General features: G+C 72.6%; 13 protein-coding genes. 5 read left to right on the top strand and 8 right to left on the bottom strand.

The window, feature by feature from the left end:
• Positions 1 to 34 precede the first annotated feature (34 nt).
• From ACWCYY_RS10585 to rfbB, 5 genes are all read right to left on the bottom strand, one after another.
• Entirely contained in the window at positions 35 to 472 is a 438-nt protein-coding gene (locus tag ACWCYY_RS10585) for a VOC family protein (protein WP_345290330.1), read from the bottom strand.
• A gap of 4 nt (positions 473 to 476) precedes the next feature.
• A complete protein-coding gene (locus tag ACWCYY_RS10580) occupies positions 477 to 1,601 on the bottom strand; it encodes a nucleotide disphospho-sugar-binding domain-containing protein (RefSeq protein WP_449795676.1) in 1,125 nt (374 codons plus the stop codon).
• Between the two features lie 66 nt (positions 1,602 to 1,667).
• The gene (locus tag ACWCYY_RS10575) at positions 1,668 to 2,828 is read right to left on the bottom strand and encodes an acyltransferase family protein (protein ID WP_449795675.1); all 1,161 of its coding nucleotides are present in this window, start codon (positions 2,826 to 2,828) and stop codon (positions 1,668 to 1,670) included.
• 126 nt (positions 2,829 to 2,954) lie between these two features.
• Positions 2,955 to 3,824 (bottom strand): glucose-1-phosphate thymidylyltransferase RfbA, encoded by an 870-nt coding sequence (gene rfbA, locus ACWCYY_RS10570; RefSeq protein ID WP_345290333.1) that lies wholly within the window; start codon positions 3,822 to 3,824, stop codon positions 2,955 to 2,957.
• A gap of 64 nt (positions 3,825 to 3,888) precedes the next feature.
• On the bottom strand, positions 3,889 to 4,953 hold the full coding sequence (gene rfbB, locus ACWCYY_RS10565) for a dTDP-glucose 4,6-dehydratase (RefSeq protein ID WP_380149759.1): 1,065 nt from the start codon (positions 4,951 to 4,953) through the stop codon (positions 3,889 to 3,891).
• 716 nt (positions 4,954 to 5,669) lie between these two features.
• Here rfbB and ACWCYY_RS10560 point away from each other — a divergent pair.
• The 5 genes from ACWCYY_RS10560 (at position 5,670) to ACWCYY_RS10540 (ending at position 11,910) form a co-directional block, all read left to right on the top strand.
• A complete protein-coding gene (locus ACWCYY_RS10560; protein ID WP_380149758.1) occupies positions 5,670 to 6,422 on the top strand; it encodes a 2,3-dihydro-2,3-dihydroxybenzoate dehydrogenase in 753 nt (250 codons plus the stop codon).
• Between the two features lie 68 nt (positions 6,423 to 6,490).
• The gene (locus ACWCYY_RS10555; protein ID WP_345290334.1) at positions 6,491 to 7,150 is read left to right on the top strand and encodes an isochorismatase family protein; all 660 of its coding nucleotides are present in this window, start codon (positions 6,491 to 6,493) and stop codon (positions 7,148 to 7,150) included.
• A 3-nt stretch (positions 7,151 to 7,153) separates the two neighbouring features.
• Complete coding sequence (locus tag ACWCYY_RS10550) at positions 7,154 to 9,133, top strand: anthranilate synthase family protein (protein ID WP_449795674.1); 1,980 nt, start codon at positions 7,154 to 7,156, stop codon at positions 9,131 to 9,133.
• A 70-nt stretch (positions 9,134 to 9,203) separates the two neighbouring features.
• On the top strand, positions 9,204 to 10,403 hold the full coding sequence (locus tag ACWCYY_RS10545; protein WP_345290336.1) for an FAD-dependent monooxygenase: 1,200 nt from the start codon (positions 9,204 to 9,206) through the stop codon (positions 10,401 to 10,403).
• Between the two features lie 52 nt (positions 10,404 to 10,455).
• Positions 10,456 to 11,910 (top strand): NDP-hexose 2,3-dehydratase family protein, encoded by a 1,455-nt coding sequence (locus tag ACWCYY_RS10540; RefSeq protein WP_449795673.1) that lies wholly within the window; start codon positions 10,456 to 10,458, stop codon positions 11,908 to 11,910.
• A 70-nt stretch (positions 11,911 to 11,980) separates the two neighbouring features.
• Here the strand turns inward: ACWCYY_RS10540 and ACWCYY_RS10535 are convergent, their stop codons facing one another.
• The 3 genes from ACWCYY_RS10535 to ACWCYY_RS10525 are packed head-to-tail and all read right to left on the bottom strand — an operon-like array spanning position 11,981 to position 15,115.
• Entirely contained in the window at positions 11,981 to 12,640 is a 660-nt protein-coding gene (locus ACWCYY_RS10535; RefSeq protein ID WP_449795672.1) for a dTDP-4-dehydrorhamnose 3,5-epimerase family protein, read from the bottom strand.
• A gap of 8 nt (positions 12,641 to 12,648) precedes the next feature.
• The gene (locus ACWCYY_RS10530; RefSeq protein WP_345290339.1) at positions 12,649 to 13,923 is read right to left on the bottom strand and encodes an activator-dependent family glycosyltransferase; all 1,275 of its coding nucleotides are present in this window, start codon (positions 13,921 to 13,923) and stop codon (positions 12,649 to 12,651) included.
• A gap of 13 nt (positions 13,924 to 13,936) precedes the next feature.
• Positions 13,937 to 15,115 (bottom strand): cytochrome P450, encoded by a 1,179-nt coding sequence (locus ACWCYY_RS10525; protein ID WP_449795671.1) that lies wholly within the window; start codon positions 15,113 to 15,115, stop codon positions 13,937 to 13,939.
• Positions 15,116 to 15,356: the final 241 nt, after the last annotated feature.

Here is a 15,356-nt window from a genome sequence, read left to right as displayed (position 1 = left end):
ACGGCCGGGGCGGCACGGTGCGGAGCGGCGCCGGTCAGGCGTCGAAGGGCGGCATCGCCGGGCCCCCGGGGTCCCAGGCGGCCAGGAAGCGGTCCTGCCGGGAGACGTCCATCATCTCGAGGCTCACGCCCAGGCTCTCCAGCCGGTGGTAGCTGTAGGGACGCCCCAGCGGGCAGGCGTCGAACTCCGGGACGAAGCCGTCCTCGGACAGGCGGGCCGCACTCTTCGTCACATCGGCGGTCCAGAGGCCCAGATGGTGGCAGCGGGCACCCAGGCTGGAGTCCCAGGGGCTGCCGGGCGGGCCCTGCACCAGCTCGGTGTAGGGCGCCCCGCCGCGGGTGAAGGCCAGGCGGTACTCCCACGGCCCGAGCGAGTCCTCCAGGATGCCGGACCACTGGGCGCCGACGGTCCGGGTGAGGTCCGCCATCGCCGCCTCGATGTCGGGGACCACGAAGCACACGTGATAGAACACCGCGTCACACCAGCTTCTCGATCAGGCCGAGCACCTCTTGGGGGGTCGGCATGGCGTTGGCCTCCTCGGCCAAGTCCCGGGCACGCTCCCGGTAGTGATGGTTCGTCAGAAGGTCGCACGCCGCGTCCGCCAGTGCCTCGGGGGTGTCGTCGCCGGGCAGGATCACCCGGGCCGCGCCGTAGGCCGCCAGCCGCTGCGAAGGAGCCACCAGCTTGGGCATGTTGGGGACCACCAGCTGGGGGATGCCGTACACCATGCCGGTCAGGGCGGTGCCACCGCCGGCGTGGTGGACCAGCAGGTCGCAGGAGCGGGCGACGGTGTCGAACGGCAGCCAGCCGACCCGCATGCCGGTGGCCTCGCTCAGCTGCCCGGCCACCGCCGGCGGCGCGCTGACCAGGATCTCGGCGTCCAACCTCTTGAGCCCGACCGCCAGTTGAACCAGGTAGTCGAAGAAGTAGCCGGGCGCGGTCTTGGTGCCCGCGGTGACCCCGATCCGGGGCGCGGAGCCCTTGCTGTACATCCACGGTTCGAGCGGCGGCTGCAGGTTGCAGGGGATCCACCGCATGGACGTCCCCTGGAGTGCCTCGGGGTCGCGCACGCTGGGCGGGCACACGTCGATCCACAGGTCGCTGCCGGGGATGCCCGCCAGGCCGAGCGCGTCGAGTTCGGGGCGCATCTCCACCGCTGCGGCCTCGTCCACGACCAGCGGCTCGCCGGAGTCCCAGGAGTGCCGCACGAACGGCACGCCGATCCTGGCGGCCAGGACCGCCGCCGAGTAGTGCAGGGTGCCACCGACGATCACGTCGGGCCGCCAGCGGCGGGCCAGCTCGAGCAGCGGCTCCTGGTAGGCGGCGGCCATCCGGCCGAAGGCATGGCCGATGGCCCGGATCGCCAGGTCGGGGTCCTCGGGCATCGCCAGCGGAGTGCCGGCGCGGTCGTGGTAGATGTGGTGCCGGATCGGCACGTCGGACACGCAGACGGCGGGCAGCCCGGCTCCGGTGACGGACTCCATCGTCTCCTCGTTGGAGGCGACCAGTACCTCGTGCCCGGCGTTCCGGGCCGCCGTCGCCAGGGGGGTGAGTGCGTACACCGTGGCCGGGCTGCCGCCGGTGACAAAGAGCATGCGCATGACACAGGCCTCGCTGGAATGGTGGGGGCGGGAATTGCGGGGTACGGGCGTGCCGGCCGTCGCGGCTCAGCGGCCCAGGGAACTGCCGGCCTCCGCCGGGACGACGGGGCGCGGCCGCGGACGGCCGAACCACCGCACCAGGGGCGTCTCGAACCACCGGTGGATCGCCAGGGCCAGCGCCAGGCTCACCACGAGGGTGAGCAGTGACACCACCACACCCTGGCCCGTCGACGGCGCGCGGTGCGCGCGGACCAGCAGCTCGCCGGCGTACTCCAGGACGATCCCGTGGATCAGGTAGAAGGCGAACGAGGCCTCCCCCAGCCGACGCATCACGGGCGCCGCGAGCGGCGTGCCGGCGCCGGCACTGTCCGCCTGGGCCAGGGAGGCGACGAACAGGGCCAGCGGCACCACGGTCACCGCGGCCACCGTGAACAGCATGGGCGTGTAGAGCCCCAGCACGTACGCGGCCACCACGAGCAGCCCGGTCCAGGCGGGACGCGGCGCGATCCACCGGCCGGACTGGACGATGCGCGCCATCAGGATGCCGAGGGCGAACTCCAGCAGCCGGACCGGCGGGAAGACGTAGACGAGCCACAGCCGTTCGATCGACACGCCGTCCAGCCAGGACCCGGTCACAGGCAGGGTCTGACCGGCCGGCAGCAGGGCAGCGACCAGCGGCATCAGCATCACGGCGGCCGCGACACCGCCCGCCCACCACCACAGCCGCCGGGCGGGAATCCGGCGCAGCAACGGGAGCAGCACCGGGAAGAGCACGTAGAAGAGCAGCTCGCAGGAGAGCGACCAGCTCGCCCCGTTGACGCTCAGGAAGACCATCGGGTCCGAGGACCAGGCCTGGAGCAGCAGCAGGTTGAGCAGCGCGGTGCCCAGCGGCGTGAAGGCCGACGCGTAGACGGCCATCGCCAGGGCGTAGGTGAGCAGGTGGTTGGGGAAGATCTTCACCAGTCGGCGCCGCAGGACGCCGCCGTAGGTGTCCGCGGGCCGGACCGACCAGGTCAGTACGAAGCCGCTGAGGACGAAGAAGAACGAGACCCCGATCGTACCGGCGGTCTTGGTGGCCGCCATCAGCCCGGTGGCCGGCGCGGAACCGGCCACAAAGAATCCACTGGTCGCCAGATGGCAGAAAAATACCAGTCCGGCGGCCAAGAACCGCGCACCGGTGAGGGAATCGAGGCGCCGTCTTCCCGAGGCGCCCACCACTTCCTGCATGGGTAATCCTTCGTTTTCATTGTCGAGCCGTCGGTCCGGGAATTCGAGGCGGCGGGTACACATGCGTCGTCAACCGGTCCGGTATTCCACGGAAAGGCGGTCCGGTTTTCTGGAAAGGGCGGCGGGTCAGGCTTTCAGGAGGGAACGGACGTGCCGGCCGTACATGGTTCCGGGCGGGAGCCCTTCGGCGAGCCTGGCCAATTGCCTCCGGTCGATGTAACCCATCCGGTAGGCCGTCTCCTCCAGGCAGGCGATTTGCATTCCCTGCCGCTTCTGGAGGACCTGGACGTACTGGCTCGCCTCCAGGAGGCTGTCGTGGGTGCCGGCGTCGAGCCAGGCGATGCCCCGGCCGAGCTGGACGATCCGCCCGCGCCCCTGCTCGACCAGCAGCCGGTTGATGTCGGTGATCTCCAGCTCCCCGCGGGCGGACGGGGTGATCTTCTCGGCGTAGCTGAGGGCGTCGTTGCTGTACATGTAGAGGCCGGTGACCGCGATGTTGGAGGGCGGGTCGGCCGGCTTCTCCACGATGTCGACCAGTTCGCCGCCCCGCCCGAGGACGGCCACGCCGTAACGCTCGGGGTCGGAGACGGGATAGCCGAAGACGGCGCAGCCGTCCAGGGTCCGGGCCGCCTCGCGCAGCTGGCCGGGCAGGCCCTGCCCGTAGAAGATGTTGTCCCCGAGGATGAGGCAGACGTCCTCGTCGCCGGCGAACTCCCGGCCGATCACGAGGGCTTCGCCGATCCCGCGGGGCTCGTCCTGGACCGCGTACTGCAGGTCCAGGCCCAGATGGCGGCCGTCGCCCAGCAGCGAGCGGAAGGCTTCCAGGTGGGCCGCGCTGCTGATGATCAGGATCTCCCGCATGCCGGCCAGCATCAGCACCGACAGCGGGTAGTAGACCAGCGGCTTGTCGTAAACCGGCAGCAGCTGCTTGGAGTTGATGAGAGTCAGCGGCAGCAGCCGGCTGCCGGAGCCCCCGGCCAGCAGTATTCCGCGCATGGGAGGAGTGGTTCCTTAGCTCGGGGCGGAAGGACGCGGTCTGCCGCGGTCCGTCCCGCCGGGCTCATGGCAGGGTGGCCCGCGCGGCGGCGCCGGGACGACCCGCCGGTTCCGGCAGCAGGGGACGCCACCACTGCGGGTTGTCCTGGTACCAGCGGACCGTGGCGGGAAGGCCGGTGCTGAGCGGCACGCGCGCCCGGTAGCCCAGTTCCTCGCGGGCCTTGCGGTCGTCGAGCGAGTAGCGCAGGTCGTGGCCCTTGCGGTCGGCCACCTCGCGCACCAGCGACCAGTCGGCACCGCCGACGGCCAGCAGCCGCTCGGCGAGCTGGCGGTTGGTCAGTTCGGTGCCGCCACCCAGGTTGTAGACCTCGCCGGCCCGTCCCCGGGTGCGCACCAGCTCGATGCCCCGGCAGTGGTCCGTCACGTGCAGCCAGTCGCGCACGTTGCGCCCGTCGCCGTACAGCGGCACGGTCAGGCCGTCGATGATGCGGGTGAGGAAGAGCGGGATGACCTTCTCCGGGTACTGCATCGGCCCGTAGTTGTTGGAGCAGCGGGTGATGCTGGCGTTGAGCCCGTGGGTGCGCTGGCAGGCGAGGACCAGAAGGTCGGAGGAGGCCTTGGAGGCGGCGTAGGGCGAGTTCGGGCTCAGTGGACTCGACTCGTCCCACGACCCGCTCGCGATCGACCCGTAGACCTCGTCGGTCGACACGTGCACGAAGCGGCTCACGCCGTGGCGCAGCGCGGCGTCCAGCAGTGTCTGGGTGCCCAGCACGTTGGTGCGCACGAAGGCGCCGCTGTCCTCGATGGAGCGGTCCACGTGGGACTCCGCCGCGAAGTGCACGACCTCGTCGGCGTCCCGCATGACCTCGTCCACCACGGCCGGGTCGCAGATGTCACCCCGGCGGAACCGCAGCCGCGGATCGGCGGCGAGGTCGCTCAGGTTGGCTCGGTTTCCCGCGTAGGTGAGCTTGTCCAGAACTGTCACGGAGAGCCGTTCGGCTCCGGAAAGCAATAGCCGCACGTAATGGGATCCGATAAACCCGGCACCACCTGTGACGACGATGCGGCGATGCGGTCCGGCTGACCCTTTCCCGCCGGACCTCAACGGTGGCGGTAACTCCACGTTCATACGGTACCCCCATCGGGCAGTAGGGAGGTCAGATGTGGTGCGTCCCGAACCTAATACCTCTAGACGCGGTTTGTAAACCCGCGATCGGAGGCGCTCGGAGCGACTCACGCGACAGCCCGCCGCATAATTTGGCCATACGATAGAAAACGGACACATCGGGACGATCCGAGCTCTTGACCACCGCGCATCACGCTCTATAGGTTGCAAATCGCTGTGGACTTCGCCGGCGTCCGCTCGCACACGAATTCACCAGAGATTCCACAGGACCTTCACACAGTCAACCGGCCCGACGCGGCCGGGAATCCCGGACTCACCCCGCCCTCGCGTCCGCTCCACCCCGACGGCCCGGCCGACCGGCGCGGCCGAGGACGGCAGGGGACGGTGGACCGCCCGCGCGACCCCCACAGGCGGGTGGCCCGCGTTCTGGCATTCGGCGCAGGTCCGCCACCAAGGGGATTATGGCATGGCCACGTCATTCGTGTCGGGATGATCGGGTCGCCCAGGCGAACCCGCCGACCCGCTCCCGCCCCGCTGCCCCGACCACCTGGACGAGCGTCCCCGCAGCACGACCGCGCGCCCCGGCCCACACCGGCGCCGGTCCGTCGGGGTGCCCGCTCCCCGCCCGCCCGACGCTCACGCCCCACCAACCAGCAGCCGTATCCGCCCCGCGATGGGAGACGATCATAGACAGGGAACACGCCGGCAAGGTCGCGCTGGTGACCGGCGCCGCAGGAGGCATCGGCCGATGCGTCGCGCGCACCCTGGCCCGTTCGGGTGCCCAGGTGGCCGCTCTGGACCTGGGCGGAGACGCCCTCGAGGTACTGGAGCGCGACGTCGCCGCCGAGGGTCTGTCCGTGACGGCCTTCGCCGCGGACGTGACCTCCACGAGCGCGGTCGAGGAGACCGTCGCCGCCGTCGAGAAGGAGCTCGGTCCCGTCGAACTGCTGGTCAACGCCGCCGGCGTGCTGCGGGCCCGCTCGGCGCTGTCGCTCACCGAGGAGGACTGGGAGCACACCTTCGCCGTCAACGCCGGCGGGGTCTACCGCGTGTCCAGAGCCGTCGCGCACCGCATGGTCGAGAACGACATCCGCGGCGCGATCGTCACCGTCGCCTCCAACGCCGCCGGAGTCCCCCGGATGGGCATGGCCGCCTACGGGGCCTCCAAGGCCGCGGCCATCGCCTACACCAAGTCCCTCGGCCTGGAGCTGGCGCAACACGGCATCCGCTGCAACGTGGTGTGCCCCGGCTCGACCGACACCGCGATGCTGCGCTCCCTGTGGACCGACGAGTCCGGCCCGGCCGACTCCCTCAACGGCGTGCTGGAGCAGTACCGCGTGGGAATCCCGCTGGGCCGCTTCGCCACCCCGCAGAACGTCGCCGACGCCGTCGCGTTCCTGCTCTCCGACCGAGCCGGCCAGATCACCCTGCACGACCTGTACGTCGACGGCGGTGCCGCGCTCGGCCGCTGACGCTCACCCGGCCGGCCCCGCCCCGCAGCGGCCGCGCCGCGCCGCCCCACCTCCTGGAGGACACCCCCATGGCCATCCCTGGCATCGCCCCCTACCCCCTGCCCACCGAGCGGTCACTGCCCGCCAACACCGCCCCGTGGATCCCCGACCCGCGCCGCGCCGCCCTGCTCGTGCACGACATGCAGCGCTACTTCGTGGCGCCCTTCACGACCGGCCACGAACCCGTCACCGGACTGCTGAACAACAGCCGACGCCTGGTCGAACGATGTCGGCAGTCGGGCATGCCCGTCACCTACACCGCGCAGCCGGGTGGCATGAGCGACCAGGAACGCGGTCTGCTCAAGGACTTCTGGGGCCCGGGCATGCGCACCAGCCCGGAGGACCGCCGGATCGTCGACGACGTGGCCCCCGACGACGACGGCAAAATCTTCACCAAATGGCGCTACAGCGCCTTCCACGGCAACGACCTGCTCGACCACCTGCGCGCCGCCGGGCGCGACCAGCTCGTCATCTGCGGCGTCTACGCCCACGTGGGCTGCCTGATGACGGCCGTCGACGCCTTCACCCACGACATCGAGACGTTCCTGGTCGCGGACGCCGTCGCGGACTTCTCCGCCGAACGGCACGCCTGGGCGCTGGAGTACGCGGCGGCCCGCTGCGCCGTCGTCATGACCACCGATCAGCTGCTGGAGCACGTCGGGCAGCCCGGACTCGTCGGGCAGGTCTGACCCATGGTCCCCGACCGGAGCGGATTCGCCGGGCTCCTCGAACGCGTCCTCGGCCCCTGCCCGCCCGCCTTCGCGCTGCTGCACCGCCCCGACGCGGTCGGCCACCGCGTCGAACTGCTCACCGGCGACATCAGCGAGGTCCAGCGGATCGCCGACGTCCCGCTGCCGCCACTCGGCCAGGGCCCGCCCGGACCGCGCCACGAGAGCCTGGTGCTGTTGCCCTACCGGCAGTTACGCGAACGGGACTTCGCCTGCCACGACGACGGGACCCCGCTGCTCGCCATGACCGTCGCGGAGCAGCACACCTGCCCGCTGGACCGGGCCCTCGAGCTGCTGCCCGACGAACCCGTCGAACTCACCGACCCGGGCTTCGACATCGACGACGACGAGTACGCCTCGATCGTCCGGCGGGTGCTCACCGAGGAGATCGGCACCGGGGCGGGAGCCAACTTCGTGATCAAGCGGGCCTTCACCGCCCGCATCCACAACTGGTCCGCCCGTACCGCGCTGAGCCTGTTCCGCCGGCTCCTGCGGGGCGAGCGCGGCGCCTACTGGACCTTCCTCGTCCACACCGGGGAGCGCACCCTCGTCGGTGCCACCCCCGAGCGCCACGTCAGTCTCTTCGACCGGACCGTCGTGATGAACCCGATCAGCGGCACCCTGCGCCACCCGCCGCAGGGCCCCACCCTGACCGAGGTGCTGGAATTCCTCGCCGACCCCAAGGAGGCCGGCGAGCTGTACATGGTGGTGGACGAGGAACTCAAGATGATGGCCCGGATCTGCGAGGGCGGCGGACGGGTCGTGGGCCCCTACCTCAAGCAGATGGCCACCCTCGCACACACCGAGTACCTGATCCAGGGTCACAGCTCCCACGACGTGCGGGAGATCCTGCGCGAGACGATGTTCGCCCCCACCGTGATCGGCAGCCCGCTGGAGAACGCCTGCCGGGTCATCCACAGCCACGAACCGCGCGGACGCGGCTACTACAGCGGTGCCGCCGCGCTGATCAGCCGTGACATCAACGGCGGCCGGTCGCTGGACTCCGCCATCCTGCTGCGCACCGCCGACATCACCGCCGGGCGCCTCGAACTGGGCGTCGGCGCCACCCTGGTACGCGACTCCGACCCGCTCTCCGAGGCCGCCGAGACCCATGCCAAGGCCCGCGGCATGCTCCGTGCCCTCGGCGCCGCGCCGACCGGCCCCGAGACCGCCGCGCCCGGCGACCTCAACGACCACCCACGCGTCCGCCGAGCCCTCACCGCCCGCAACAGCCGCCTGGCCGCGTTCTGGCTCGACCCGGCGCTCCGGCCGGCCGAATCGCCGGACCTCCGGGTGGCGGAGGGCAGGCGGGCCCTGATCGTCGATGCCGAGGACACCTTCACCGGCATGATCGCCCAGCAGCTCCGGGCCCTCGGGCTGACGGTCGACGTGCGCCGCTTCGACCAGGACCACTCCGCCGACGGCTACGACCTCGTGGTGATGGGACCGGGCCCGGGCGACCCGTGCGACACCGGCGACCCCCGCATCGCCACCCTGCGCGGCACCATCGCGCGGCTGCTGGCGGACGGCACCCCCTTCCTCGCCGTCTGCCTCAGCCACCAGGTCCTGGGCACCCTCCTCGACCTGCCCGTCGTCCGGCGCAGCCGCCCCAACCAGGGCGTGCAGAAGGAGATCGACTTCTTCGGCCGCCGGGTGCTGGTGGGCTTCTACAACACCTTCGCCCTGCACGCCGCCGACGACGTGCTGCACCACGACGCGCTCCCCGGTCCTGTCGCGGTCTGCCGCGATCCCGGGACCGGCCAGGTGCACGGCCTGCGCGGGCCGGCCTTCGCGTCGCTCCAGTTCCACGCCGAGTCCGTGCTCAGCCGCGACGGCCTGACCGTCCTGGCCGACCTGGTCGCCGACCTGACCGGAGACCTGACCGGAGACCGACCGGAGCGCCGGGCCGGCGGATCCGCCCGCCTGACCGGAGCCGTCGGCTGACCGGTCCGGTCCAGCTCGCACACGCCACAACTGACGCACCGTCATTTCCGCACGAACACAGGGGACCCACGTGCCACATGTCGTCGTAGCAGGCGGGGGAATCGGCGGACTGGCGACCGCCCTCGCCCTCGCCCAGGCCGGCCACACCGTCGAAGTCCTGGAACGCAAGCGCGAGTTCACCGAACTCGGCGCCGGAATCCAGCTGGCCCCCAACGCCTTCCGCGCCCTGGCGCGGCTCGGCCTGGCGGAGCCGGTCGGCGCCGCGGCCGTCCACGTCGACGCCCTGCGGCTCCTGGACGGCCGCTCCGGCGCTCCGCTGGCGGTCCTGCCGCTGGACCACGCCTACCGGGAACGCTTCGGCCTGCCCTACGCCGTCGTCCACCGCAGCGACCTGTACCGGCCGCTCCTGGACGCCTGCCGGGCGCACCGACACATCACCCTGCACGCCGGAGTGGAGGTCACCGGCTACCGGGGCGGGCCGGACCAGGTGCGCGCCCTGACCGCCCGGGGTCCGGACCGCACCGGCGACGCCCTGATCGGCGCGGACGGCATCCACTCGGCCGTACGCGCCCAGCTGGTGGGCGACGGCCCGCCCCGGGTCTCGGGCCACACGATCCACCGCGCGATCGTGCCGATGGCGGCGGTGCCCGCCGAGCTCCGCTCGAACACGGTCACCCTCTGGGCCGGCCCCGGCTGGCACTTCGTGCACTATCCCGTCGCCGGCGGCAGCCACCTCAACCTCGCCATCACCCAGGACGACGGCGCCCGCGACGCGGTGGCCGGCCTGCCCACGGAGCGGGAGCGGGTGCTCGCCCGGTTCCCCGGCCTGCACCCCGACGGCCGCCGCCTGCTGGAACTGGGCCGCGACTGGCGCACCTGGGTGCTGTGCGACCGCGACTCCACCACGACCTGGACCGACGGGCGCACCGCGGTCCTCGGGGACGCGGCGCACCCGATGCTCCAGTACGCCGCCCAGGGCGCCTGCACGGCCCTGGAGGACGCGGTGGTGCTCGGAGATCTGCTGCGGGACTGCCCGTCCTCCCGACTCGCCGACCGGCTGCGCGAGTTCGCGTCGCTGCGGCAGGAGCGCACCGCACGGGTCCAGGACGTGTCGCGCTGGATGGGCCGCGAGGTCTACCACCCGTCGGGCGGCGCGGCGCAGGCCCGCGACGCCTTGCTCGCCGGCATGTCCGCGGACGACCTGATGGACGCCGTCGACTGGCTCCACGCCCACGACGCCGGGGGTGCCACCGCCCCCGCGGCACAGTGAGCCGCCGCCTCACCACCACCCACCTGGCCGATGACTGGACGCAGGAGACCGGATGAATACAACTCCCTTCGATGCCACGACGATTGACGAGCAGCGGGTGAGAGGCCTGGCCCGCTCCGCAGCGGCCCGGGCCGGCGGGCTGACGACCACGGCGGACTTCCACCGGTGGTTCGCGGCGTGCGCCGAGCGCCTGCACACCGAGGTGGAGCCGATCGCGCTCGACGAACTGGTCGGCTGGCACACCGTCCCGGAGACCGGGAACCTCGTCCACGACAGCGGGCGGTTCTTCTCGATCGAAGGCCTGCGGGTGGAGCACCCGGACGGTCCGGTGCCGCACTGGAGCCAGCCCGTCATCAACCAGCCGGAGACCGGCATCCTGGGCATCCTGATGAGCGAGTTCAACGGCGTCCCGCACTTCCTGATGCAGGCGAAGGTGGAGCCCGGCAACTGCGACGGGCCCCAGCTGTCACCCACCGTGCAGGCCACCCGCAGCAACTTCACCCGCGCCCACCGGGGCCGCGACGTCCCGTACGTGGAGTACTTCCGCGACGCGGCGCGGCACACCCTGCTGGCCGACGTACGCCAGTCCGAGCAGGGCGCGTGGTTCTACCGCAAGCGCAACCGCAACATGATCGTCGAGGTGCGCGAGCCGGTCGCGGTGCGCGAGGGCTTCACCTGGCTGACGCTCGGCCAGCTCCACGAACTGCTCGCCGTGGACGACCTGGTGAACATGGACTCGCGCGCCGCGCTGGCCTGCCTGCCACTGGCCGGGCCCGGTACCGAGACCCTCGGCTCCCCCGGGGACGCGTTCGGCTCCGCGCTGCTGCGGTCCTGCGCGGCCGGCCCCGACGAGGGCCGCCACACCGGCGCGGAGATCGCCCACTGGATCACCGAGGCCCGCAGCACCACGGACCTGCGGGCCCGGCTGGTGCCGCTCCGCCAGGTCGACGAGTGGCACTCGGCCGAGGGCCGGATCAGCCACCGGACAGGCGCGTTCTTCGACGTCATGGGCGTACGGGTCAGGGCCCGGGGCCGCGAGGTGGACGAGTGGACCCAGCCGTTGATCGCCGCGACCGGGCCCGGCGTGATCGCCTTCCTGGTCCGGGAGATCGACGGCGTCCTGCACGTCCTGGTCCAGGCGAGCGCCGAGGCCGGGCACAACGACGTCGTCGAACTGGCCCCCACCGTCCAGTGCACCCCGCGGAACTACGCCCACCTGCCCGCCGAGGCCCGCCCGCGCTTCCTCGACGAGGTGCTCGGCGCCGACCCGCGGCGGGTCCGCTTCGACACCACGCTCTCGGAGGAGGGCGGACGGTTCTACCACACCCGCAACCGCTACCTGATCGTCGAGGCGGAGCCGGACTGGTCGGCGGAGCACCCGGACCACCGGTGGCTGACGGTGCGCCAGCTCACCGAACTGCTGCGGCACAGCTACTACCTCAACGTGGAGGCGCGCGGCCTGCTGGCCTGTCTGCGGAGCCTGCTCGCCGCACCCGCGGCCGGCTGAACGGACCGTGCCCGGGGGCCGGTCCGCGCGGCAGCGCGCGAGCCGGCCCCCGGGCACGGTGCGGGGCTCCTCAGAGCGCCCTGTCGAGCGCGAGGCTGGTGCGGTAGTCCGGCAGGAGCCCCAGGCGGACGGCCTGCGCCAGGGTCGGGGCCGCCCGGTCCCGCTCGGACAGGACCGGCGCCACGCCCTGGTCGTACGGCAGTGCCAGGTCCGGATCCAGCGGGGAGACAGCGAGCTCGTTGGCGGGCACGTATCCGCCCGACATCAGGTAGACCATCGTGGTGGCGTCCTCCAGCGCCACGAACGCGTGCCCCACGCCGACCGGCACGTAGACCGACCGCAGCTCCTCCCCGCCGAGCACGACGCTGTCCCAGCTGCCGAAGGTCGGCGATCCCACCCGCAGGTCCACCACGAAGTCCAGCGCCCGCCCGCCGGTGCAGTGCACGAACTTGGCCATGCCGGGCGGTGTCGCGGTGTAGTGCACTCCGCGGACCACGCCCCGGCGCGAGCGGCTCTGGCTGGTCTGGACGACCGGGAACGGGTGGCCGACCGCCTCCTCGAAGGCCGCCAGCCGGAAGGAGTCCACGAACAGCCCGCGGTCGTCGGGGAACACGGTGGGAGTGAACTCGAAGGCGCCCGCGACGCCCAGCTCACGGACGCCGGCTCCGCCCGGACGTGCCGCCCCCGGAGCCTCGGCGGTGGCGGCCGTCCCGTGCCGGTCGGCGGTCATGGCCGCGCTCACCGGCCCCACTCGGCGACGACGCGTTCCAGCATCGGCACCACCTCGGCCGGGGAGGGCTGCGCCAGCAGGTCGGCCCGGATCAGCGCGGCGCCGGCGGCCAGCGCCGGATCGTCCACCAGGCGGGCCACGCAGTCCCGGATCTCCTGAGGAGTGGCGCTGTCGGCCGAGAGGCACAGTCCGCCGCCCAGCTTCTCCTGCCGCTGCCCTGCCAGCATGGTGTCGTAGCCGTGGCCGAGGATGAGCTGCGGCACCCCGTGGTAGGCGGAGGTCAGCCGCGAACCGAAGCCACCGTGGTGCACGATCGCCTGACAGGTGGGCAGCAGGTCGTGCAGCGGCACGAAGCCCACGGGCCGCGCGTTCGCCGGCAGTTCGCCCATCTTGGCGGCCTCCTCGGCGCCGAGGGTGACGACCACCTCGATGTCGAGGTCGGCCAGCCCCCGCAGGATCTCGCCCACCGTGGTGCCGGTGTTCTCGATCTCGTTGGACGTGCCGAGCGTCAGGCAGACCCGACGGCGGTCGGTGGGCTCGCGCAGCCACTCCGGCACCACGCACCGCCCGTTGTAGGGCACGTAGCGCATGCCGATGGTGTCGAAGCCGACCTCCAACTCGGTGCCGGGGACGGTGGTGGCGATGGTGAGACCGCCGACCCGCAGCCGCTCGCTCCAGGTCCCGCCGAAGCGGCCCACCGCCTCCTCCAGCCACTCGCGGGTCGGGTCCTCGCGCTGGTCGGGGTGTCGCTGCTGGTACAGCCGCACGAACTCCTCCCGGGCGCGGCCGAGGAAGTCCAGGCCGTAGAGGAAGCGCGCGTGCGGGATGCCGAGGGCCTCGGCCACCACGGCGCCGCCCATCGTGAGCTGTTCCCAGATCACCAGGTCGGGCTGCCAGTGGCGGGCGTAGTCCATCACGTCGTCGAGGAACGGGTCGTTGCTGATGCCGGCGAGCAGCGCGGAGACCAGGATCTTCTCCTGTCCCAGCAGGCCCTCCCAGCTCCAGGCCCGCTCGTCGGTCCAGGACCAGTCGAAGGTGCGCAGGAAGTCGGAGGCGCCTCGGCCCATCAACTGCCCGTACAGGTCGGGCTCGTAGGGGTCGTCGCGGTACCAGCCGGACTTCCCGGCCGGCACCATGGTCAGCCCGGCGCCGGTGGCCGTGTCCGTGAGGTCCGGGTGCCCGGCCACCCGGACCTCGTGACCGGCCGAGCGCAGCGCCCAGGCCAGCGACACCATCGGGTGGAAGTGCGTGGGGTGAGGCATGCTCACGAAGAGGATCTTCATGTCTTCTCCTGGCTCAGCTCAGGGGTGTGCGGGCGGCGAAGGACAGCAGCGACCGGGACACCGGGGCGGCCGCGCGCCGCGCCGGCGCCCCGGTCCCGTCCGGCCGCGGGCGCAGGACGGCGAGCCGACTCAGCCCCTCGTGCGCGCACGCCGCGGCGAAGGACAGCACCCGGGTGCTCGGCGCACCGGGCAGCAGGACCCGCGCGGCTCGCGCCGCCTCGACGGGATCGGACCGGTCGGGGGCGGCCGCCGCGAACCGGTCGGGGTCGTACCGGTCGGGGTCGGTGAACGCCTCGGCGTCGCGGTTGGCGGCTCCGAGCAGGATCACCACCTCCTCCCCCGGTTCGATCCGCTGTCCGGCGAGCTCGCACGGCGCCTGCGCGACGAGGGTGCGCAGCTGCACCGGGCCGGCCCAGCGCAGCGTCTCCGCCACCGCCCGCGCCGCCCCTCCCGGCTCGGCACGCAGCCGCGCCCACAGGGCCTCCAGGTCCTGCCGGGGCATCGCCTCGGGGTACCGCACCAGGGTGTTGACCACCAGGTCGGTCGCCATCCGCACGCCGACCGCCGCCAGCAGCACCCGCTCCTCGGACCCACCGACCGCCGGCAGGGCCCGCAGGGCGGTCACGCCGCGGGCGATGCGCCGGGTGTCGGCCAGGTTCTGCGGATAGCACGATGCGTCGAGCAGCCCGCCGGTCAGCTCGACCGCCGCGCTCAACTCCAGCCGTCCGTCGGCGTCCAGTCCCCAGGCCAGGGCCAGCGCCTCCACGGCGGCGGCACGCGCGACGGCCACCACGTCCCAGCCGCCGTCCCCGCCGGTGGCGGCGGGGACGGCCGCCAGCGCGCGGTGCCAGGCCTGTTCGACGTCGATCACCGGGTCGTCACCGCCGTCGGCGGGCACCCGGTCCTGCGGCGTGCCGTCCGCGGCGCTCGGGCCGAAGCCGTCCAGGAGCGGCCTTTCGCACAGGGCCGGCTCGGCGGCCGCGCGGCTCGCCACGGCGTGACGCGCCGTCACCCAGGCGCCGGTGGCGCTGCGGTCGAGCGGCCGTTCGGCGAGCCGGCGCCAGTACTCGCGCGGATCGGTGTCGAGCCCGCGCAGCAGAGCCGCGCAGGGGTCTCCCTGGGCTGCCGCGAGCCAGACAAGGCCTTGTTGCAGCTGGATTCGGCGCCCCAGTCCGGGGTCGGTGAGCAGCACGAGCGGAAATCCTCCTGGTCCAGGCGCTCCATCGGGCGGCGGCGGGACTCGGCCCACCGCTCCCCGTACATCCTCGGCCCGGGCGGCTGAGCACCGATCGAGCGGTGCTGGACCGCCCCGCGCGGCCGCCGGCCCACCGCCCCGAACAGCCGGTCGGCACCCGGGAGTTCGGGCCGACTCAGCACGAATCAACCGGCTCTCCATCGAGTGCCGCAATACTGGCCGAGCGACGGACCGATCG

It is taken from the genome of Kitasatospora sp. NPDC001664 (genome assembly GCF_053596675.1).
The sequence above is the reverse complement of the archived record's forward strand: the minus strand, read 5'-3'. Positions and strand labels throughout refer to the sequence as shown.